The sequence below is a fragment of the Draconibacterium halophilum genome (assembly GCF_010448835.1).
Taxonomy (GTDB): domain Bacteria; phylum Bacteroidota; class Bacteroidia; order Bacteroidales; family Prolixibacteraceae; genus Draconibacterium; species Draconibacterium halophilum.
Genome location: NZ_CP048409.1, coordinates 2,961,966 through 2,982,683, shown reverse-complemented (window position 1 = coordinate 2,982,683; position 20,718 = coordinate 2,961,966). Strand labels below are relative to the sequence as shown.

The window sequence follows — 20,718 nt, the reverse complement described above, 5'->3', positions numbered from 1 at the left end:
ATTAACTAATAATGAGTTGCAATTGATCTACTATGGTATGGTAGGATTTTTCCAATTCGGCAGGAATATTTTCAAACAAATCTCCGCGTGAATAATTGGCAGCGTAGTTTTTCGAAAATGGTATGTTACCCACTAATGTGATGTTGTTTTCTTTCAAGAACTGATACACATCATTATTTCCCAAACCAGCTTTGTTTACAATAACTCCAAATGGTTTTTTCAGCTCTTTTAGTACCTCAACGGCAATTTTTAAATCGTGCAACCCAAAAGGGGTGGGTTCGGTAACAAGAATTACGTAATCGGCATTAGCAACCGTTTCAACAACCGGACAGCTGGTTCCGGGAGGTGCATCGAGCAGGGTTATTGTTTGGCCTGTACTTGCCTGTTTTTTTACCTTTTTAATGAGTGCTGTTTGCATCGCAGAGCCAATCTCCAGTCGTCCTTCCATAATTCCGGCACCAAAAGTTGTTTGATATTCAGAAATACGGCCCAATGGATTTTCAATCTGTTTTAAGGCATCGAACGTACAAGCCTCGAAACAAGCACCACACGAATGGCAAAGATCATAATTCACCTCTGCAAATTTCAGATTCTTAACAATGCTTATCGCATTAAATTCGCACCAGACAGCACATTTTTTGCAAAAAGTGCATTTGGCTTTGTCAATCTCAGGAACGATGGTATATACTTCTGTTTCAGATTTCTTTTTGGCTTGAGGAAAGAACAACATGTCGTTGGGTTCTTCCACATCGCAATCGATTAATTGCACCTTGTTATTATATTTCACTGATAAGAAGTAATACAGGTTAACCGAAACGGTTGTTTTACCGGTACCACCTTTACCGCTTGCTATTGCAATTTGCATGACACATGATTTTAAAAAATTCCCCGGAGTGTTGCTCTGGGGAATACCGATTTAGTAGCTAACGCTGAGTGACTATGAATAGGACTCAGAAATGTGTTTGTTGTGCTATTTTTATCAAGCAGGATTAATGGCTGCTCATTTATCTGTCAATGATCGCAGTAATTGGCCGAGAATTCAATGGTTTCTTCAACATAACCATTTACCAATTCTGTAGCGGAAATTTTAGGTGCGCCAACAAATACATTTACCTTATTGTAGTTGAAGATTTGAATGGCTTTGTGGCCCATTCCACCGGCCAACACATCGCTAACCCCTTTTTCAGCTAACCATTTAGGTAACACGCCCGGTTCGTGAGGAGGGGGAGTTACCCGCTCTTCGTTAACGATTGTTTTCTCATCAACATCAATCAATGCAAAAAATTTGCAATGACCAAAGTGTCCGTCTAAAATCCCGTTTTCATCAACAGGAACAGCAATTTTTTTACTCATGCTTATTTCAATTTATTAATTTTCTAATCGGCCAAATCTCCGGCCACGACCTCTTCCTTTTCCGCGTCCCCAGCCTGTTGGTAAGCTTTCATCAGTTGCGGGATTTTTAAATCTGAAACCTTTGCCACCTCGTCTTCCAAAGTTGGCAAGCTGCTCGTCATTTAATTCATTGTTACATCTTCCTTGTTTTCTGCCGGTTTGGGCTCCTTGTCCCATTGGTCCGGTTTGGTTTAATCCTGGCATTTTTCTAATTGTTTTCAATTTTCAAAATAATATCCTTCACATTCAGCTTTTCATTATCGAACTCTATCATTTGGATCTGGAATTTCGCCAGCATATCCTTGGCTTTTGGACCAAAATGACCTGAAATGATTTGTTTTGCACCCAATTCTGCTGCCATTTCCGAAGACTTTGTTCCGGCTCCGCCATTTGAGTTTTTAAAACTGTTTTCGATGAAGTTGGTTGAGTGCGTTTCTTTGTCGTACACACAAAACCAGCCGGCACGTCCGAAACGTAAATCAAATTTAGAATCTACGTTATCTCCGGTTGAAGTAATGATTGTTTTCATTTTCATATGTAACTTATGTTCTTTACAAAGATATTGAATTATTGATTAAAAACAAAAGTTTAAAAGAACAAATGATCATTAATATTCTTTGCTAAAATTTGAAATTACTACATTTGGCAGGAGATTTTGTTGTTGAATGGGTAGTTATAAAATACAAAAAAATGAATTACTGCGTTTGATGCTGTATGTTAGGTGTTTTTTCTTACTTGATTGCCCAGAAATAAAGTAATTAAACCTGCAAATATTGCGAGTGCGCCAATAACTTTAACCATCACCAATGCCGAGGTGTAGGGCGACGAGATGAGTAGTATACCCAGAATTATGGAAAATATTCCACCCCAGAGCATGGAGCGTTCGCCGGCAAGGTGATTTTTAATTCGAATAGATGTAATTACGTTACTAATTCCGTTTATAAGTGCAACAATGCCTAAAAACCACATTAAAAATGATGTTGTTAGTACCGTGCTTGAAAATGGTTTCGTTACTACAATTATTCCGGCTATAACTGCAAGACTTCCGGTAACTAATCCCCACCACCAATTTCTTCGAATTTTTCGTTGTTTAAAAGTATTATAGAGGGTAACTACGCCATCGATTAACCAGTAAATACCTAAAATAAAAATAAGGGTTGTTAATGATGCAGAGGGAAATAGCAATAATACCAGCCCGATAATTACCAGAACTACACCGCGGGTTATTATGAGTTTCCAAACGTTATTGGCCATGTCTTTGTTTGTGTTGTTTGTCATATCAATATATTAACTGTGTTTGTGTGAGACTAAAGTTAGCAGAAATCCATTGAAAATACCAAGATTAACAACAAATAAGAAAAGGTTGCCTGATACAGACAACCTTTCATTACGCATTTTATTGCAGTTCTATTCTACTCCGGCCTTTTCAAGGAAATATTCCAGCGGGCAAAATTTAGTAATTGACGATTGAAACAAATTCAATCCAACAAAACCTGCCAGGCCCAGCCAGTAAATATTAACGAATATGGCCAATAAAATGCTTGTCAACACAAGTGTTCCTGCAACTGCTCGTACTATTCTCTCTTTCATGGTATTCTATTTTAGTTGTTATTATTTTATAATTGTTTAGACAAATTTTTCAATGGCCGAAATGAATGCACTTAATGGACTTACACCCTCAGTTTCTTCATTAAATGCTTTTACCCGGGCGAGAAGTTCATCTGCTTTTTCTTCATCAAGAAAAGTAAATGAAATAAAATAGCGGTATGGATTTTTTGAAGAGCCAAACCAATTGGAAATATCCGAATTCCCGTCAGCACTCTCCATAAAACCATCAACCGGTAATTCACTGTACGAATTGATCTTTATATCGCGAAAGATCTGCTCCAGCTCGTGATGATAAGCTTCTGCACTTTGAATAATTACAAATTTCATTCGTTTATAGTTTTAATTTTAAATGGTAACTCATGTATCTCGCATGATGTTGTGTCATACGCTTTTATGCAATATCGCTTAAATGCTCGTTTTATCATTTTATTTTTCCTCCTCTTTAGTTAAATCATTTTCAGTTTCTTCGGTTTCTACAACTGCTGCCTCTTTTACCGGGTATTTTTTCTTCTCAGTCATGTAATAAATCAACGGAACAATAATTAGGGTTAAGAATGTTGATGCAATTGTTCCACCCATTAGCGAAATTGCCAATCCCTGGAAAATGGGGTCGAATAAAATTACTACAGCACCAATTACAACTGTTCCTGCAGTAAGCAGAATAGGAGTAGTTCTTACAGCACCCGCTTCAATCACCGCTTCTTTCAGCGGCGCTCCGTCTTTAAGCCGGAGATTTATAAAGTCGATAAGTAATATGGAATTTCGGACCATAATCCCCGCCAGCGCAATCAGTCCAATCATTGAAGTTGCGGTAAAGAAAGCACCCATTAGCCAGTGACCGATTAGAATTCCAACTAACGAAAGCGGAATAGCAACCATCATTACAAACGGAACAGTAAAATTCTGAAACCATCCAATGATGAGCAAATAAATTACCAAAAGTACCACTGCAAAAGCAGTACCTAAATCTCGAAATACTTCGTAGGTAATTTGCCACTCGCCGTCCCATTTAAGGCTGTAATTGTCTTGTACAAATGGTTGCTGAGTGAACTCTTCATTTAGCATATAACCTTCCGGAATTTGAATTTTGTCGAGGTTTTCACTCATATTTAAAATTCCATAAACCGGACTTTCCAATTCTCCCGCAATATCTGCAGTTACGTATACTACGCGTTTCTGGTTTTTACGGTAAATGCTTTTATCCTGAATCTCTTCTTTTATCTCAACCACATCACCAAGTGCCACTTTCTGGCCGGTCATGCTCATGATGTTAATTTTCTTCAGGTCTTCAATGCTCGAGCGTTCATCTTCTGAAAAACGCAGCTGAATACCAACCTGCTCATGTTCTTTTTCAGCATATAGTTGTGTTACTTCCTGACCGCCAAGTGCCATGGCAATACTGTTTACAACTTGTTGTGTTGAAACGCCTGCCAAAGCAGCTTTTTCTTTTAGTACATTGAATTTATATTCTACCTGGTCGTCTTCTACTTGCCAGTCGATATCCACAACATCGACAGTTTCTGCAAACAGGCTTTTTACCTGGCTCGCAACTTCTATCTGCTCATCGTAGTTCGGTCCGTAAATTTCGGCAACTAATGTTGAAAGTACCGGTGGCCCCGGTGGAACCTCTACAACTTTTGCGTTGGCATTGAATTTTTTTGCCAGTTGCTGAATTCCCGGACGCATGGCTTTTGCAATGTCGTGACTTTGGGCTTTACGCTCCGTTTTATCGGTAAGGTTCACTTGTATGTCAGATACATTCGAACCTCTTCGTAAATCGTAATGACGAACCAGGCCATTAAAGTTCATTGGCGATGCAGTTCCAACATACGACTGGTAGTTCATTACCTCTTCCTGTTGAGCGATATAGGCTGCCAGTTCTTTTGTTACAGCTGCTGTACGCTCAAGTGTAGTTCCTTCCGGCATGTCAATAATTACCTGGAATTCATTTTTATTATCAAACGGAAGCATTTTAACTGTTACCATTTTAAAATAAACCAGTGTCATTGATGCCAACAGGAAAAATGTGATCGTACCGATAAATGTCCAGCGCTTCCACGATGATTCCAACATTGGGTTCATCGTTTTATAATAGATCTTATAAATCGGCGAATTCTCCAATTTGAACGCTTTTTGTACTTTATCACCTTTCTCAACAACTTTTAGTAAACGGAATGCCAGGTACGGAGTAATTGTAAGTGCCACCAGCAGTGAAAAGATCATTGCAATAGATGCTCCAATTGGCATCGGACTCATGTAAGGTCCCATTAAACCTGAAACGAAAACCATCGGTAGTACAGCCGCAATTACTGTAAATGTTGCCAGAATTGTTGGGTTACCCACTTCATCGATCGAGCGCAAAGCTGCCTGAATGAACGGCAATTTTTTCATTTTGAAATGCCGGTGCATGTTCTCGGCAATAATTATCGAGTCGTCGACTACAATACCTGTTACAAAAACCAGTGCAAAAAGTGTAATCCTGTTCAAGGTGTAATCAAGGAAATAGTAGCTAAACATTGTCAATGCAAATGTAATCGGCACCGACAAGAACACCACCAATCCGCCACGCCAGCCCATTGCCAACATTACCACAAATGTTACGGCAATAATTGCTCCGGCAAGGTGCATCAACAGTTCCGATACTTTGTGCGATGCTGTTTCTCCGTAGTTACGAGTTACATCAACATGTACATCAGCCGGGATCAGGTCTTTTTCAAGATGGCTGATTTTTTCCAAAATCAGGTCTGCAACTTTCATCGCATCGGCACCGCGTCGTTTGGCTACCGAAATAGTAACTGCCGGGTATTCACCAGGATTGTCATTTTTCTTTTCGTCCATTGTTCCGTAACCAAAATTCACGTATTGAACTGGCTCCTCGGGACCGTCAAGAATTTCGGCAACTTGTTTCAGGTAAACCGGACTTCCGTTCTGGATACCAACAACAAGGTTGGAAACGTCATCAGAAGTTTGCAGAAATTCACCTGCTTCAACCAGGTATTCTACATCATTCTTGTTAAAAGCACCGGTATTAAATTGCTGGTTGGCGATCTGTATTTTCTGTGCGATGCTGAGCGCATCAACATTATAACGGGCCATTGCTCCGTTGTTTAGCGCCACACGAATTTGACGCGAGCGGCCACCGATAACTTTTGTTTCCGATACATCTGTAATCTGTTCAATTTCGTTATTTACTTCCTGGGCAATTCGTTTCAACTGGTAATCGTCGTAATTTTCGCTCCAAAAAGTTAATCCTAATACCGGCACATCATCGATAGAACGCGTTTTAACCAACGGCAAACTAGTTCCGTGCGGCATTTGGTCCATGTGTTTCATAATTTCGTTGTACATTTTTACCAACGATCGTTCGATGTCTTCACCAACATAAAACTGAACGATAAGCATGGCCTGACCCGGCATTGAGGTAGAGTATACATATTCAACTCCCGGAATATTGGCGACCACTTTTTCGAGCGGTTGCATCACGCGGGATTCAATTTCTTTTGGGCTGGCTCCCGGGTAGCTAAAGAGAATATCGGCAATTGGTACGTCAATTTGCGGTTCCTCCTCGCGGGGAGTCAGGTAAGAGCTGTAAATCCCGATTGCCATAAAAGCAATCATCAACAGCGGTGTTAATTTTGAATTTATAAATTGTTTGGCTATTCCGCCAGCAAATCCTGTTTTCATACTTTTTCTCTTAAATTCATTTTTTTAAGTTCTGTTTAATAAACCCCTTATCGTCACTTTGTTCCGATTGTCCCCCTAAAAGGGACAGGAGCTTCATAGAAGCGACAGGGGTAATTCACTTAGGAATTACCTTTTGTTAGTTAGAAGCAATTAGTGCTCCATCAAAAAGTTTGCTGTCAGACGAAACAACATATTGTTCACCATCCGTTAATCCGGAGATGATCTCAACTTTGTCGCCAAATGTTTTACCGGTTTTAACCCAGCGAAGCAAGGCATTTCCCGACTGACTAACAGCATAAATCCCAACCAATTGACCACGGTGGATCAGGGCGTCTTCTGAAACCAGGATACGTTTTTGTGTACCATATTCAAACAACACCTCGGCATACATTCCACTGTACAATTTTGCGGTACAATTTTCAGGAACAGTAACCAAAACTTTTGCCATGTATTGGTTGCCTGTATTTGTTGTTGATGGGTTTATCTCAATAATTTTTCCTTCCATTTCTATTTCGGCGGCAGTGAATTTTACCTTAACTACATCGTTCATCTGAACTTTTGCAATGTCGGCTTCCGGAATACGGGCAATCACTTTCCATTGCGAAGGGCTTTCCATGCTCAACAGCGGCATTCCCGGATTGGCCATGTCGCCTTCCTGTATAAATTTAGTAGTAATAACTCCGCTGTATGGAGCGCGAATCGATGCATAACGCATGTTTTCTTCCACTTCTTTTTCCATTTGTTCAATGGCAGCCAAACGTGCCTTAGCCATTTCGTAACGAGTGCGCATGTCGTCCATTTCTTTGTCCGACGCACTGTTGGTAGCATAAAGTGCTTCGTAACGTTTCAGGTCTTTTTCAGCACTTTCGTATGCCGTAGTTGCCTCCACATTGTTGGCTTCAACCTGAGCTTTCTTGGCCAGAATATCCTGATTTCTGATCTGGATTAACAGATCGCCGCGGTTTACTTTCTGACCGGGTTTTACGTAGATACGCTGAATTTGCCCCATGATACGGGTACTCAGATTTGTTTGTTTGTCGGCCTCCAGTTTGCCCGAAAAGTTATGTACAACCGGGTAATCGGCAAGGTTGGCAATCGCCGTTTGTGCCGCTACTTTTTCTTGTGATGCCGTGGCATGTTCTTTCTCTTTTTTACCACATGATATTGCAATTATTGATAAGAAGGCAAGTGCAATTATGAGTTTCGATTTTTGTACTAGTGTATTCATTTTAGTATGGCGTTTATTCGTTAATATCTTGTTCAATAAGCAATTCCATTTCGAAAATGGCTTGCTTGTAGTTATAAATTGATTGAATGTATTCTAATTCTTTTTGTGAAGTAAGGGCTTCCGACATCAGCAGATCGGCAGTTTTCTCCAGTCCTTGTTCAAAACGGTTTGTTCTGATTCGTAAGGATTCACGGGCTTGTTCTTTTGCCAGTTTGCTCGATTGGATACGCTTATAATTCAGTTCCATTTTGCGGGTAGCACGGTTGATGTCAATTTGGCTTTTAGACAGGTAATCTTCGTAATTAATTCGTGCCTCGTCTAATTGTGCAGTGGCGTGTTGAATGGCTCCTGCATTTTTGTAACCACTAAAAAGGCTCCAGCTCAATGAAGCTCCCACCATGTAATTGTTGGCAGAAGTTCCAAATAGTGATTCATCGTTCCACTCCATTGCTCCAAAAGCATTCAGGCGTGGAACGAATTTCATTTTATTGGATTTTACCATGTTCTCGCCGGCTTCAATTTGTTTTTGATAGGCCAGCATATCTGAACGGCTTTCCAGGTTCACCGAATTGCGGTCGATAATTACCAGCATCGGTGGTTGAATAAGCGAATCGGTTGTTTCAATTACTTCGCTAAATTCCATGCCTAACAAGTAAACCAAAAAATCGTTGGCTGTTTGTCGCTGGTTTTGTGCTTCCAATAATTGATTTTTGCGTTCCTCAACACGAACTGAGGCTTCTAAAACATCGGCTTTTTTAGCAAATCCTTGTTCAGCATTGTTTCTTGTTAAACGTAAAGCTTCTTCTGCAACAGCTACTGATTCTTGTAATACTGCAACCGATGATTGGGCGAGCTCAAGCATGTAATAAGCCTTTTTAACTTCGTATTTAATGTTGAGCTTTACCCGATTGTTTTGAAACGACAATGCTTCCAGTTGATTTTTTGCGGCCTTGCGGGCAAAAATTCCATCGAGGTTTAGCAAAGGTTGCTTCAATTCAATTTTTGTCTGGAAATTCTCGATACTTCCCGGATCATTTAACAAATCGGGATTAAAATCAGCTTGCGTAACAATTTCCTGTTTTAGTTTAAAACCAAAGGAATTAAGCGGATCGTTGGTGGATATTCCGGTGTGACTCGCCTCCAACCCTGGTAAAAAAACAGAATTTGTCATTCGGTAACTGGCACGTGCTGCTTCCACCCGGGCTTCAGCACTTTTTACATTAAGGTTGTTTTCGTCTGCCAAGGCTAGGGCTTCGCTCAAACTTAGCGGTCTGGGTTGTGCCTTCAATATTGCAGGTGTTAAAAACAGCAATAGAATTAAGTAATTGAATTTTTGTGTTGACATATTAGTAATTGTTTTTTGGTTCTTTTTCGCTGCAAATATATGTCATAGAATGCAAATATCCATATATATAGATATATAAATAATATATGGGTGATTATTGAAATCTATTACGGTTTAAAGCTGTTGATTTGCATGAACTGAATTTATTCAAAATTTATGTAAAAGTTAAAAGTAGTAACGTATTATAATTCTTATGGTTACTAAGTTTGAATAAATTAATTCAATAGAATGATAAATTTATTTGAATGTCCGCAATTAGTCACAACCAAGACGTCACCCTGAACTTGTTTCAGGGTCATTCTCTCAAGTAGTTAATATTCACGCATAAAGATGCTGAAACAAGTTCAGCATGACGTGCTAAATAGTAATTATGACATATAACAGATATTCGTTTAAATTTAATATGGGGAAGTGATTAAAAACAAATAGTGAACATTATTTCAATGTTAACTTGTGTATTTCTAAACTGCCTGAAGTTGTAACAGTTCAATACGGTTTTTGAATAGAAAGCTTTTGGTCTTAGGTAGGCTGAAAGACCAAAGAAGGAAAATCGGTTTTGAAAAATACTAATACCTTTTCTTCAGTTTCCGATTGCCAACTTTAGTCTTTAATTGTTCAGGTTATCGATAAAAAATTGTTAGCTATAAATCAGCAAACGTGCTTTTGTTTCACTTAATTCTTTTTCCATTTCCAGTAATTTCTCTAAACTGCCATAATATACAGAAAGTTCGAACAAGTACTCGGTTAGCGAAATTGCGCCTTTATTCAATGCTTTTTGCAGCAATTCAAGGTCGCTTTGCAAGGATAATTGCTCACGAAATTGTGTTATGTTCTGCTGTATTGCGATTGCTTTGGCGTGTAATGTTTTCATTTCGTTGTAAAAACGCAGCTTTTCATCCGTCTCACGATGTTGCGCAGCTTCATTTTTTAACTGTGCATATTTCACAGTGTTCTTATTTTCGAACAATGGTATTGAAACACCAACAGAAACTCCCTGAAAACCTTCTCCAACCACTTTTTCGCTCATGTAACCTGCATTAAGTTTTGGCAAACTCTGCGCTTTTTGGAGTTGAGTGTTTTTATCAGAAATGGCAATTTCCTGTTCTAACCACTTAAGAACCGGATTGTTAGCAGCGGCTTGTGCTGCCCACTGTTCAAAATCATTAGCGATCGGGACAGCCTGAAAAGTAGTTTTTTCAAAATCGACTGCCTTGCCACCATTTAGTGTTGCCAACTGTTGCAGCAGCGTTTGCCGTTGAATTTCAATGTGCCGAAGTTCGGCTTCTGTATTCAAAAGCGTAACCTTTGCTTTATTCTGATCCAGAATATTGGCCTCTCCCGCATTGAGCTTTGTTTCAACCGACTTTGCAATCTCACTGGCATTTTCCTGTCGCTTTTGGTATTCTGCTTTCAGCGCATTCTGATAGGTAAGTTCAGCACAAATCAAACGCACCTGAAGAAAGATATCCATTTTCTGCTTTTTATATTCCAGTTCGACCTGCTCATTTTTCATATCAGCAATCTGATTGCGATATGCGTAAGCCGTTGGAAAATCAAACGACTGTTGAACGCTGAAATCTTTACGGTTACCAATTGCCGACGGATTGCCCCATAAATAATGAAACTCTACCTCAGGATTTTGAAGCTGAATGCCTGTTTTGTTTCCCATTTTTTCAGCCTCCACCGTTTTTTTGAGTGCTGAAAGTGTAGTGTTGTTATTCTCTATTTCCGTCAGTAAATCGTCAATATTATTTAGTGCCAACGAAAATTGTCCAATCGAGAGAACAGCGATAATTGTGAATATTAGTTGTTTCATTTCGAGTCTTTTTTAATGTTTCCATTCTTGCTAAGCGCGTAGTAAACAACAGGTACTACATAAATATTCAGAATAGTTGATGTGAGCAAACCACCCAGAATTACCTGTGCCATTGGGCTTTGGATTTCGTTGCCCGGCAAATCGCCGTTTACTGCCAGCGGAATAAGTGCCAATGCTGCTGTTAATGCAGTCATCAGAATTGGTAACAAACGGTCTTTTGAGCCATGAACAAGTGTTTCGTATAACTTTTCGCCCTGTTGCTCCAGGTTTTGGTAGCGCGAAACCAGTAGAATTCCGTTTCGTGTAGCGATACCAAAAAGTGTAATAAAGCCGATAATAGCCGGAATACTGAGCATGCCCGATGTTAGCATTATAGCAAAAATACCTCCGATAAGTGCCAGTGGCAGATTCAGCAGGATGATACCTGCCAGTTTGAAATTTTTGAATTCCTGGAACAAAAGCAGGAAGATGACAAAAAGTGCTGCAATGGAAGTTAGTAACAACATCCGCGAAGCTTTTTCCTCACTCTCAAATTGTCCGCCATATTCTACCCGATAACCTTCGGGTAACTCGATATTTGCATTTACATTTTGTTTAATTTCTTCTACCACACTGTGCAAATCACGATTGGCAACATTCGCCGAAATCACCAGTTTACGTTTTACATTTTCGCGGCTGATAGAATTGGGGCCGCTGGCTGAAACAATTTCTGCCACTTCATTTAAGGGTATTTTTTTCCCGTCGTGAGTGTCAATCAGCGCATTTTTTATGCCTTCCATTTGGTCGGTATAATCGGTTTTGTACCGAAGTATTAAATCGTAAGTTTGTTGCCCCTCGTAAATATCGGCCATCTTTTCACCGCCAAGTGCGATATCAACAAACTCGTTGAATTCGTGTATTGGAATGCCGTAAAACGCCAACATATCACGATTTGGTCTAATCTGAATCTGTGGAATTTCTATCTGTTGTTCAACGTTCACATCAACTAATCCATCAATATCAACAATGTGTGTTTTAATATCATTACCCATTTGGAACATCCGGTTTAAATCCGAGCCAAACAGTTTTATGGCGATGTTGGCGCGGGTTCCCGACAGCATGTGATCGATGCGGTGCCCCAATGGTTGACCAACGGTAAATGCTATTCCCGGAATTCCCGAAAGTTTGCTTCGAACATCTTGCAAGAACGTCTCCAATTCGCGGGCGTTTAGTGTAAAATTCACATCGATTTCTGCACTGTTGGTACTTTGCGAGTGGGTGTCCAATTCACCACGTCCGGTACGTCGGGCAGTGCTGTTTACCTCGGGAATTGAAAGCATTTCAGTTTCTACAAGGTTTCCTAATTTGTCACTTTCGTGCAACGATGTTCCGGGTTGTGTGATTACCGATAGTGTTAATGCTCCCTCGTTAAATTCGGGCAGGAAACTACGGCCAAAGCCTGAGAAAATAAATAAGGACACTACCAACAATCCCACAATCGGAAGTATAACGACTTTTTTATGGTGAAGTACCCAAATCAGCGAACGTTCGTAACCCACAGAGAGATTTCGTGCCAGCCAGCTTTCCTTCGATTTTCGTGATAAATATTTATCGCTCGATAACATCATTTTAGAAAGTAGGGGAGTAAGTGTCATTGCAACGATAAGCGACATAAAAAGTGAAACGATATAAGCAATTCCAAGTGGTTTCAGCATTCGCCCTTCCATTCCTGAAAGGAAAAATAGCGGCATAAAAGCAACAATAATAATTAAGGTTGCATTTAAAATGGAAGCCCTGATTTCTTTTGACGCTTCATAAACCACTGTGAAAGAACTTTGTCGTTTTCCTTTTGGTAACTGAAAATTTTGCCGGAGACGTTTGTAAACGTTCTCCACATCAATAATGGCATCGTCGACCAGCGAACCAATTGCAATGGTCATTCCACCCAAACTCATGGTGTTTATGTTGAGCCCAAACAGATTCAGTACAATTACCGAACCCAGCAATGAGATAGGAATTGCCAGCAGCGAAATCAACGTTGTTCTGAAACTTCCAAGGAAAAGAAACAGAATAACGATGACCAAAACGGCACCTTCCATTAAAGCGCGTTGTACATTACTTACTGATGTTTCGATAAAATCAGCCTGGCGGAAAATCTTGGTATCGATAGTAACATCTGCAGGAAGTGTCGCTTTCATGGCTTCCAGCTTTTCCTCGATGTTTTCGGTAACCTCCAGCGTATTGGTATTGGGTTGTTTTGAAATTGAGATAACAATCGCCTTTTTAGCATTGTGCGATGCATAACCCATTTTTACAGCGCTCCCGATTTTTACTTCTGCTACATCGTTTACCCGAATAGGTTTACCATCAATAGCTTTTATAAAAGTGTTTCCCAGTTCTGTGGGATCAGATGTGCGGGCCACTCCACGCACCACGTATTCGTTGCCGTGTTCACGCACGATTTTACCCGTTGAGTTCTGGCTCATTTCGCGGCACGCATCGGCCAGCTCGTTGATGGAAACACCGTAAAAGTTCATTTTCAGCGGATCGGCCAGCACCTGGTATTGTTTATAATCGCCGCCAATTATGGTCACCTGCGAAACACCACCGGTTGCCAGGATTACCGGCTGAATGTCCCATTCGGCAATTGAGCGAAGGGTCATCAAATCGGTGGAGTCAGCTTTAAGGCTCATGAAAAATATTTCGCCCATAACACTCGATTGCGGAGCCAGAATTGGTTCCGCCACGTTATCGGGCATTGCTTCCTGAACGGTAATCAGTTTTTCACTAACAACCTGGCGTGCTTTGTAAACATCGGTGCCCCAGTCGAAATCAACCCATACGAATGAAAAGCCGAGTCCGGATGATGAACGCACGCGACGTACGCCCATTGCACCGTTTACCGCCGTTTCGATGGGGTAGGTTACCAGGCGCTCCACTTCTTCGGGAGCCATACCGTGTGAATCGGTCATGACAATTACGGTAGGTGCTGTAAGGTCGGGAAATACGTCAATATCCATGTTTTTGGCCGTGTAGATCCCAAACACAAGCAGCACCACCGAACTCAAAATAATTAGGTATTTATTGTTCAGCGAGAATTTTATAATGTTGTTAATCATTGTGTCAGTTTTTTAGTGAACATGTCCGGCATGCGGATCTAAAGCTCCGGTGGATTGTGCCAGTTTTACCTGCATTGCACCTTGTGTAACAACTCGCTTGTCGGCACTTAATCCTGAAACTACCTCGGTTTGTAAACCATCTGTTCCACCGATTTTAACCTCGCGTTTTTCGAACATTTCGGGTGTTACCTGTACAAAAACATAGTAAATCCCCTGTTCTTCAAGCAAAGCACTGTTCGGAACGGTGATTGCCTTTGAATTGGTTATCGTTTTCAGGAAAACTTCAACAAAAGTTCCCGGAGCAAAACCTGCATGATTGCCAATTTCAATGCTTACCGGAAACAAATAAGAATTGTCGGTTGCCGACTTACCATATGAAAGGATTCTTCCGTTCAACTCGTCGAGTGTGTATGTTTTTTTGTTGTTTGTATTGGTGATGTTGGCAGAAATAACTGAAGGTAATACCGATAGATACCTTTGCTGAACCTGTGCAGTAAGCAACAATTTATTGTTTTTTGTGATGCTCAGTAAAGGCTGGCCGGCCGCAACATATTGACCATTGCTAACAAAAATCTGTTTTACAAAACCACTCATTTTGCTACGCACCATTTGGCCTGAGGTATTAAAATTTTTCGAAAGGTTTTCGTAAACGGCTTTGCTTGTTTCGTAGGTATTTTTTGCACTCAGCAATTCCTGCTCCGACACGAGACGGTCTTTCACCAGTTCCGATTTACGTTCGTAATTAGCTTTATCGGTTTCGTAGTTGCTTTTGGCTTCGACTAGTTGTACTCCAATGTTGTTTTCAGCCATTTCGCTGGAAGAAATGGAAAAGAGATTTTCGCCATTATCTACTTTTTTCCCTTCTACTAAGTTGTTGTTTGAGAACAAAACCAAACCGGATGCTTTAGCTGCAATAATCTCTTCTTCGCCACGTGCAGGCTCAATTTTGGCTACTGTTTTTATTGCTGTTCCGAAAGCTTGTTCTTGTGGCATTGCAGTGGCAAAATCGATTTTCCACGATTGTTCCTTGGTAAAAACAGTAGCGTTTACTGTGGAAGGCTCGGCTCCGTGGTCGTGGTTGTGCAGTTCTTCATCGTTGGCAAAAACATCAACGTTAGAAACGACAACTTCAACGTTTTTACCTTCCGTTTCTATATTGAAATGCAACGTACCTTCACCTGCAGTTGCCGGTTCGAGAGTAAAACTGTAAATGCCTTTTCGAAGCGGTTCATTCAAAGTTTGACTTGTGGTTTTCCCATTCACAATAAGTTTGGCAGTAATTTTTCCCGATTCCAAAGGTTTGAAATTACTGAGAAAGGTAAAGTGTGCCAGGATATTAGCGTGCTCGCCAGTAATCATCGCATCAGCTTCGGCAAACAATTCAAAATCTTCACTATAAACGGTATATTGAATTTTCTCGTGTTCGTGTTCGTTTTCCGCAACAGTTGTTTCGTGGGCGTGGTCATCTTCAGTAGCCGATTCGTGCTCATGATCATGTTCTTCTTCTGCTACCACTCCATGTTCATGATCGTGTTCTGCTTCACCAGTATGATTGTGGGAAGCGTTTTGGTGGCACGAAAATAAAAGAAAGGCAATGGTTGCTACCCATAAAAATTTTAAGTTCATTTTTAATGCTATTTAATTTTCCAAATAGATAAACAAGGTTTAGACTCGATAGAATCCGAATTGTGTTGGAGGTGGAAAATTAAGCTAATGGAGGTGCCCGAAGGCCAAGTGTGGAAGTAAAGATATTTGAGGGTAGTGGAATTGTTCCTTCTATGTGATGATGCCAGTCGCTCGCATTTACCTTTAAATTGGGTGTAATTACACCACTAATCAGCAACGAACAGAATGTGTATGGCAAGCTGGTAGCAACGAGTGGCTGATCAGTCCTGATTTGCTTACCCGGTATAACAAGTAGGTTGTGCAACACACAATCGCTGGCTTCGTTTTCTGAATGACTGTGGGTACAACTGGCGGTCTGCATTCCCGATTCATGATGATGGAAATGCTGACATTCAGAAGATTCAATAATGGCTTCTCCATTGTGTAAATGATGGGGTACAAAAGCATGCGTTAAAATAATTGCTCCTGCAAGAAACAATAAAAAACTTCCAATATGCTTTGCTGTATTCTTCAAAAATAAAACTTTTCGTATTCTTTAGATGTCGACAAAAATAATAAAAAGTTGCAGATTGGATGTTTTTTGTTTCCTATTTATGCAAACTACAATTGTCTGATTACTTTGGTAAGCATTTCTTTAATTTCATGGGCAATCGGTTCTATAGCAGCATTGTCAACAGCCATCATCGATGCTACAGGGTCGATAGCCGAAACGGTTATTTTATTTGTATGAGATGATTCCTGCACCACCACATTGCAAGGAAGCATAAGCCCGATGTGATCTTCAGCCTTTAATGCTTCAAAGGCTTTAGGTGGATTACATGCGCCCATAATTTTATACTTCTTAAAATCTACATCCAGTTTTTCTTTTAGTTTTTCGTGAATGTCAATTTCCGAAAGAACACCAAATCCTTCTTTTTTGAGTTCTTCTTTCACTTTTTCCACTGTTTCTTCGAAAGTGGCGTCAACGTTAGTTTCAATATAGTACTTCATGATAAAATATTTTAAAGTTCGAGACAGTTCATACTCACAAAATTATGCCATTTCTGAGAGGTATGCTTAGAGTATTGATTACGAAGGAGATGGTTAAATCGTTCAAGTTTTGTTTGTAGAAATTTTACTACAGCCTGTGGATTTAGCCCCCAAAGAGAAAAGGGTTTCGCATGTGATGAACTCTTTTTCGCTTCCATTCAATAAAAACTGAGTAATAAGGCAAACACGATAATAGCTGCCAACATAAAAAGGGCAGCTGATCTAAAATATTTGTATTCATCTTTTTAATATTTAGATGGTTATAAATAAGTGGGGCATTCTGTCGAATAAGATATTTGTTTTTGCAGCCTTATATTTTTGGATTATAATTCCCCATTCTGTGTAATTTCTTTCGCAACAATTGGAGAAATTTTTTCCACACCTGGCCTCTTTAAATCTGCGCTTCTCCTATAACTAAATAACTACAAGTTGTTTGCTACTGTTTAAAGCGTAATGGCACACTTTTTTCTTTTTGTGCCAATAAAAAAATGAACCGAAAGCAATTTTTAAAAAATTCTGCCAAAGGAGCTGTATTGACCACATTCCTTCCTTCGTTAGCTTTTTGTTCGACTGATGGTCAACAAAAAGTTAATCTCGGGAAATTATCGAGTTAGAAATCAATGAACCGGTAAAACGGCTTTGGACATTCTAAAAGAACGATATGCCCGCGGTGAAATTGACAAACAGGAATTTGACGAACGCAAGAAAGATTTACTATAAAAGGAAACAAAATATGGATATTAATGAAAAAAGAACGACAAATAGAGACGATTCGCAAATGGTGCCGCAACCGGTGAAAGACAAAACCGGATTGGTACAGGTTGATACCACATGGGGCAAAATTCAGCCTATTAAAATAGCCGATGGCGTTCGAACGGTAGATGAGATTGAATTAAATTATTCGCTGGAAAAAGGGATGCAGGTAATTGACGGGCGCACCCCGGATTTCTACAAAGTGTCGACCATCCCCGGGGCGAAAAATATACCGTACAACGAGGTGGTTGATCGGATGAATGAATTGAACCGCGATGAGCCTGCCATTTTCTTTTGCAACGGGCCGCAATGCCCGCAATCGCCATCCGCCATCCGCAATTTACTGGAGGCCGGTTACCCGCCCAATAAAATACTGTACTACCGCGGTGGTATGCACGACTGGGTAACTTTAGGATTGCCGGTAGAAAAAGGAAAATAGCCTGAAGGGATGGGGTTAACAGACTGCAATCGGATACTATTTCATCCTTGATACAGGTTGGAGTACTGGTGCTGAATACAGGCTTTCAAAAAACGTTTTATTAATGGCAAACTACACTAGCCGATTTGGCAGCGGGAGGCAGATTACCCAGAAGATTCTAAATCATGAATGATTACAAAAAAAATAGTCTTTCGTTAACTGGCGCCGTTTCTATGGGGACGGGAGTGATGATTGGTGCCGGAATATTTGCATTGTTGGGACAGGTTGCCGAATTATCCGGAAATCTTTTTCCTATCGCATTTGTAATTGGCGCGGTAATATCCGCTTTTAGCGCCTATTCATACGTTAAATTGTCCAATGCGTTTCCCTCGGCCGGAGGCATTGGCATGTATCTGAAAAAGGAATACGGCAAAACCACATTCACCGCATTTGCGGAACTGTTGATGGCTTTTTCAATGATCATCAATGAAAGCTTGGTTGCCCGTACATTTGGCACCTATGTGTTACAGTTGTTTGATGTGGGAAAAAACACCTTCTGGGTGCCGGTGCTTGGAGTTGCCCTTATTGTGTTGGCATTTGTGGTGAATATTTCGGGTAATAAATTCATTGAAAAATCGTCGTTTACGATGGCGGTTTTAAAAGTTGGCGGATTGGCGGTGTTGGCCATCGGAGGTTTGTGGGCTGCCGGTTTTAGTTTCAACGAGACCCTTCCAAAAACCCTGCCTGACAAGTCAGTCACAAGCTTTATAGGAGCACTGGCACTTACCATATTGGCTTACAAAGGGTTTACAACCATTACCAACAGTGGTGACGAGATTAAAAAACCACACAAAAATGTAGGCCGCGCTATTATCATTTCCATTGCTATTTGTGTGGTGCTTTATTATTTAGTAGCCATTTCGGTGGCTTCATCTTTGTCAATTGAGGAAATCATTTCTGCAAAGGATTATTCGCTTGCCGAAGCAGCTCGTCCGGCTTTTGGAAAATATGGTGTTTGGGTCACCGTTTTTGTGGCCATCATTGCCACGATCTCCGGAATAATCGCAAGCATATTTGCCGTTTCGCGAATGACTGCCATGCTCACCGAAATGAAACTGATCCCCCACAGCCACCTTGGGATGTCGGGCAGGATTCAAAAACACATGCTGGTGTACATCGCCGGGCTTGCAATCCTGCTTACTGTTTTATTCGACCTCTCCAGAATTGCTTCGCTCGGCGCAATTTTTTACCTGGTTATGGACATTGGGATACACTACGGACTGCTAAAAAATTTACGCGGAAAGATTGACTTTAAACCAGCAATCGTAATTTCTGCGATTGTACTCGATCTGGTTGTTCTATCCGGTTTTGTTTTAACGAAAGCAAAAAACGACTTGCCAGTGGTGCTTGTTGCTGTAGGAGCTATGTTACTTATTTACTTTGGTGAGAAATGGTTTTTATCAAGAACAAATGAACATTAGTTGGTTTTTAAACACGGCAATTAACCGACCATTTGGAAAACGCCGCACACTAGTTAAAACATAAACCGAAATCCCAAAATCAGGCGGTTACCATTTTTAATTCCTGGCTGAGATGAGTTTATCGCAATTTGATAAAGCCCTTCAAATTTCACATGCGGCGAAACCAGCTGGACCCCCGGAGATATAAAACCAAAGGAACCCGATTCACCGGTTGCCGGATTGTTTCTTACAAAAGAAAATTCCTGCACAGGCGCCAGCACCCAGTTTTCTATTCCAGGCAATAAAATATTTCGTGAAACAGCGAGATTCAGCTGCAGTTGACGCGCCGAGGATTGATTTTCTTCCATATTGTAATTTACCCATTCGTACGCATTGTTTAAATCGAATGACCAAAGTCCGGGGCGAAACGATGCATTTATACCCATAACAGGGCTGTAGGTTTTAGAAACCGAACTGTTCAGTACCGGAAATGTGGTACCTGCAAAACCAGCCACACCAAGCGAATAAACACGTGTATTGTGGCGATACAATTTTACTTTTCCCATCAGGAATGGATCCATCCAGCGGTTGTCCATTTCCATCATGGTTTCATTTGTTCCGACAGCACGGTACCCATTCCGCAACATTAGTGTAATATCCGGGCTTAAACCGTAAGCTACTACCACCGGCATCATGTGCATCACCATGTCGTTGTCGCCCATTTGGTTTAGGATGTTTCTGTATTGTAGCCGCACAACAATCCGGTCTTGCGCGGGAGTTAGTCCGGCATCCACACTAATTCCTTCTGCTTTCGTTTGCCATGCAGCGGAGAATAAAAAAGCCGACAATAAGACAAATCTCAGAAATTTATTCTTCATTTTTTGAAAGTTCAATTTTTTTACCCGGTGTGAAGTTGGCTTTCTTAATTCGTTCTTCGATTTCTTTTTCAGTAACCTCTGCTCCTGGTTTTAATTCAATAATCACTTGCTTCTCTTTAAAGCTTGCTTTGGCATTGGCAACGCCGTCAATTTTCTTCACTTGTTTTTCCAGCGCCGATTGGCAACCGGGACAATCCATACCGAAAACTTCGTAACAGACTACTTTTTCCTGTGACGTTGTGTCTTTCTCAGAAACAAATGCCTGATGTTCTGCACCTGCTGCAAAAACGGAGTTTGAAGCCAGTGATAGTAAAAATATTACCGCAATTAAAAGGAGGTTATTTTTTATCTTCTTCATGATTTTAATTTTTAAATTTCAATAC

At 40.5% G+C, this 20,718-nt stretch carries 20 protein-coding genes; 3 read left to right on the top strand and 17 right to left on the bottom strand.

Features of this window, described 5'->3' with window-relative positions; all coding sequences use genetic code 11:
- Nucleotide 1: 1 nt before the first annotated feature.
- The 15 genes from G0Q07_RS11970 to G0Q07_RS11900 all read right to left on the bottom strand — a co-directional run bounded on the left by G0Q07_RS11970 (nt 2) and on the right by G0Q07_RS11900 (nt 16,787).
- Nucleotides 2-865 (bottom strand): nucleotide-binding protein, encoded by an 864-nt coding sequence (locus G0Q07_RS11970; RefSeq protein WP_163346308.1) that lies wholly within the window; start codon nt 863-865, stop codon nt 2-4.
- Between the two features lie 146 nt (nt 866-1,011).
- A complete protein-coding gene (locus G0Q07_RS11965) occupies nt 1,012-1,353 on the bottom strand; it encodes a NifB/NifX family molybdenum-iron cluster-binding protein (RefSeq protein ID WP_163346307.1) in 342 nt (113 codons plus the stop codon).
- Nucleotides 1,354-1,368: 15 nt separating this feature from the next.
- A complete protein-coding gene (locus G0Q07_RS11960; RefSeq protein WP_163346306.1) occupies nt 1,369-1,596 on the bottom strand; it encodes a DUF5320 domain-containing protein in 228 nt (75 codons plus the stop codon).
- A 4-nt stretch (nt 1,597-1,600) separates the two neighbouring features.
- Entirely contained in the window at nt 1,601-1,921 is a 321-nt protein-coding gene (locus tag G0Q07_RS11955) for a NifB/NifX family molybdenum-iron cluster-binding protein (RefSeq protein WP_163346305.1), read from the bottom strand.
- Nucleotides 1,922-2,109: 188 nt separating this feature from the next.
- Nucleotides 2,110-2,670 carry an HdeD family acid-resistance protein gene (locus G0Q07_RS11950; protein ID WP_163346304.1) on the bottom strand — a complete coding sequence of 187 codons (561 nt, stop codon included), beginning with the start codon at nt 2,668-2,670 and terminating at the stop codon, nt 2,110-2,112.
- A 129-nt stretch (nt 2,671-2,799) separates the two neighbouring features.
- Nucleotides 2,800-2,982, bottom strand: coding sequence for a YgaP family membrane protein (locus G0Q07_RS11945; protein WP_163346303.1), 183 nt, complete (start codon nt 2,980-2,982; stop codon nt 2,800-2,802).
- Between the two features lie 36 nt (nt 2,983-3,018).
- Nucleotides 3,019-3,327, bottom strand: a complete 309-nt coding sequence (locus tag G0Q07_RS11940; protein ID WP_163346302.1) for a hypothetical protein — start codon at nt 3,325-3,327, stop codon at nt 3,019-3,021.
- 99 nt (nt 3,328-3,426) lie between these two features.
- Nucleotides 3,427-6,684 carry an efflux RND transporter permease subunit gene (locus G0Q07_RS11935; RefSeq protein WP_163346301.1) on the bottom strand — a complete coding sequence of 1,086 codons (3,258 nt, stop codon included), beginning with the start codon at nt 6,682-6,684 and terminating at the stop codon, nt 3,427-3,429.
- Nucleotides 6,685-6,820: 136 nt separating this feature from the next.
- Entirely contained in the window at nt 6,821-7,912 is a 1,092-nt protein-coding gene (locus G0Q07_RS11930) for an efflux RND transporter periplasmic adaptor subunit (protein ID WP_163346300.1), read from the bottom strand.
- Between the two features lie 13 nt (nt 7,913-7,925).
- Nucleotides 7,926-9,257 (bottom strand): TolC family protein, encoded by a 1,332-nt coding sequence (locus G0Q07_RS11925; protein WP_163346299.1) that lies wholly within the window; start codon nt 9,255-9,257, stop codon nt 7,926-7,928.
- A gap of 637 nt (nt 9,258-9,894) precedes the next feature.
- Complete coding sequence (locus G0Q07_RS11920) at nt 9,895-11,073, bottom strand: TolC family protein (RefSeq protein ID WP_163346298.1); 1,179 nt, start codon at nt 11,071-11,073, stop codon at nt 9,895-9,897.
- On the bottom strand, nt 11,070-14,171 hold the full coding sequence (locus G0Q07_RS11915; RefSeq protein WP_163346297.1) for an efflux RND transporter permease subunit: 3,102 nt from the start codon (nt 14,169-14,171) through the stop codon (nt 11,070-11,072). Before G0Q07_RS11915 ends, G0Q07_RS11920 begins: the two co-directional genes overlap by 4 nt.
- A gap of 12 nt (nt 14,172-14,183) precedes the next feature.
- Nucleotides 14,184-15,797 carry an efflux RND transporter periplasmic adaptor subunit gene (locus G0Q07_RS11910; protein WP_163346296.1) on the bottom strand — a complete coding sequence of 538 codons (1,614 nt, stop codon included), beginning with the start codon at nt 15,795-15,797 and terminating at the stop codon, nt 14,184-14,186.
- Between the two features lie 79 nt (nt 15,798-15,876).
- Nucleotides 15,877-16,311, bottom strand: coding sequence for a hypothetical protein (locus tag G0Q07_RS11905; protein WP_163346295.1), 435 nt, complete (start codon nt 16,309-16,311; stop codon nt 15,877-15,879).
- An 86-nt stretch (nt 16,312-16,397) separates the two neighbouring features.
- Nucleotides 16,398-16,787, bottom strand: coding sequence for a DUF302 domain-containing protein (locus tag G0Q07_RS11900; protein ID WP_163346294.1), 390 nt, complete (start codon nt 16,785-16,787; stop codon nt 16,398-16,400).
- A gap of 678 nt (nt 16,788-17,465) precedes the next feature.
- Here G0Q07_RS11900 and G0Q07_RS11895 point away from each other — a divergent pair.
- The 3 genes from G0Q07_RS11895 to G0Q07_RS11885 all read left to right on the top strand — a co-directional run bounded on the left by G0Q07_RS11895 (nt 17,466) and on the right by G0Q07_RS11885 (nt 19,478).
- Nucleotides 17,466-17,546: an SHOCT domain-containing protein gene (locus G0Q07_RS11895; RefSeq protein ID WP_163348949.1), complete on the top strand. Its 81-nt coding sequence runs from the start codon at nt 17,466-17,468 to the stop codon at nt 17,544-17,546.
- A 13-nt stretch (nt 17,547-17,559) separates the two neighbouring features.
- The gene (locus G0Q07_RS11890; RefSeq protein WP_163346293.1) at nt 17,560-18,018 is read left to right on the top strand and encodes a rhodanese-like domain-containing protein; all 459 of its coding nucleotides are present in this window, start codon (nt 17,560-17,562) and stop codon (nt 18,016-18,018) included.
- A 164-nt stretch (nt 18,019-18,182) separates the two neighbouring features.
- On the top strand, nt 18,183-19,478 hold the full coding sequence (locus G0Q07_RS11885) for an APC family permease (protein ID WP_163346292.1): 1,296 nt from the start codon (nt 18,183-18,185) through the stop codon (nt 19,476-19,478).
- A gap of 53 nt (nt 19,479-19,531) precedes the next feature.
- Here the strand turns inward: G0Q07_RS11885 and G0Q07_RS11880 are convergent, their stop codons facing one another.
- Entirely contained in the window at nt 19,532-20,335 is an 804-nt protein-coding gene (locus G0Q07_RS11880; protein ID WP_163346291.1) for a hypothetical protein, read from the bottom strand.
- Nucleotides 20,325-20,693, bottom strand: coding sequence for a heavy-metal-associated domain-containing protein (locus tag G0Q07_RS11875; RefSeq protein ID WP_163346290.1), 369 nt, complete (start codon nt 20,691-20,693; stop codon nt 20,325-20,327). The genes G0Q07_RS11880 and G0Q07_RS11875 overlap by 11 nt, the downstream gene beginning before the upstream one ends.
- Between the last annotated feature and the right edge of the window lie 25 nt (nt 20,694-20,718).

Excerpts from the sequence above, each read along its gene's own strand:
- G0Q07_RS11910 (WP_163346296.1), bottom strand. The coding sequence starts at position 15,797 with ATGAACTTAAAATTTTTATGGGTAGCAACCATTGCCTTTCTTTTATTT.
- G0Q07_RS11940 (WP_163346302.1), bottom strand. The coding sequence starts at position 3,327 with ATGAAATTTGTAATTATTCAAAGTGCAGAAGCTTATCATCACGAGCTG.
- G0Q07_RS11965 (WP_163346307.1), bottom strand. The coding sequence starts at position 1,353 with ATGAGTAAAAAAATTGCTGTTCCTGTTGATGAAAACGGGATTTTAGAC.
- G0Q07_RS11955 (WP_163346305.1), bottom strand. The coding sequence starts at position 1,921 with ATGAAAACAATCATTACTTCAACCGGAGATAACGTAGATTCTAAATTT.
- G0Q07_RS11890 (WP_163346293.1), top strand. The coding sequence starts at position 17,560 with ATGGATATTAATGAAAAAAGAACGACAAATAGAGACGATTCGCAAATG.
- G0Q07_RS11900 (WP_163346294.1), bottom strand. The coding sequence starts at position 16,787 with ATGAAGTACTATATTGAAACTAACGTTGACGCCACTTTCGAAGAAACA.
- G0Q07_RS11930 (WP_163346300.1), bottom strand. The coding sequence starts at position 7,912 with ATGAATACACTAGTACAAAAATCGAAACTCATAATTGCACTTGCCTTC.
- G0Q07_RS11885 (WP_163346292.1), top strand. The coding sequence starts at position 18,183 with ATGAATGATTACAAAAAAAATAGTCTTTCGTTAACTGGCGCCGTTTCT.
- G0Q07_RS11935 (WP_163346301.1), bottom strand. The coding sequence starts at position 6,684 with ATGAAAACAGGATTTGCTGGCGGAATAGCCAAACAATTTATAAATTCA.
- G0Q07_RS11915 (WP_163346297.1), bottom strand. The coding sequence starts at position 14,171 with ATGATTAACAACATTATAAAATTCTCGCTGAACAATAAATACCTAATT.
- G0Q07_RS11945 (WP_163346303.1), bottom strand. The coding sequence starts at position 2,982 with ATGAAAGAGAGAATAGTACGAGCAGTTGCAGGAACACTTGTGTTGACA.
- G0Q07_RS11950 (WP_163346304.1), bottom strand. The coding sequence starts at position 2,670 with ATGACAAACAACACAAACAAAGACATGGCCAATAACGTTTGGAAACTC.
- G0Q07_RS11925 (WP_163346299.1), bottom strand. The coding sequence starts at position 9,257 with ATGTCAACACAAAAATTCAATTACTTAATTCTATTGCTGTTTTTAACA.
- G0Q07_RS11920 (WP_163346298.1), bottom strand. The coding sequence starts at position 11,073 with ATGAAACAACTAATATTCACAATTATCGCTGTTCTCTCGATTGGACAA.
- G0Q07_RS11960 (WP_163346306.1), bottom strand. The coding sequence starts at position 1,596 with ATGCCAGGATTAAACCAAACCGGACCAATGGGACAAGGAGCCCAAACC.
- G0Q07_RS11970 (WP_163346308.1), bottom strand. The coding sequence starts at position 865 with ATGCAAATTGCAATAGCAAGCGGTAAAGGTGGTACCGGTAAAACAACC.
- G0Q07_RS11875 (WP_163346290.1), bottom strand. The coding sequence starts at position 20,693 with ATGAAGAAGATAAAAAATAACCTCCTTTTAATTGCGGTAATATTTTTA.
- G0Q07_RS11880 (WP_163346291.1), bottom strand. The coding sequence starts at position 20,335 with ATGAAGAATAAATTTCTGAGATTTGTCTTATTGTCGGCTTTTTTATTC.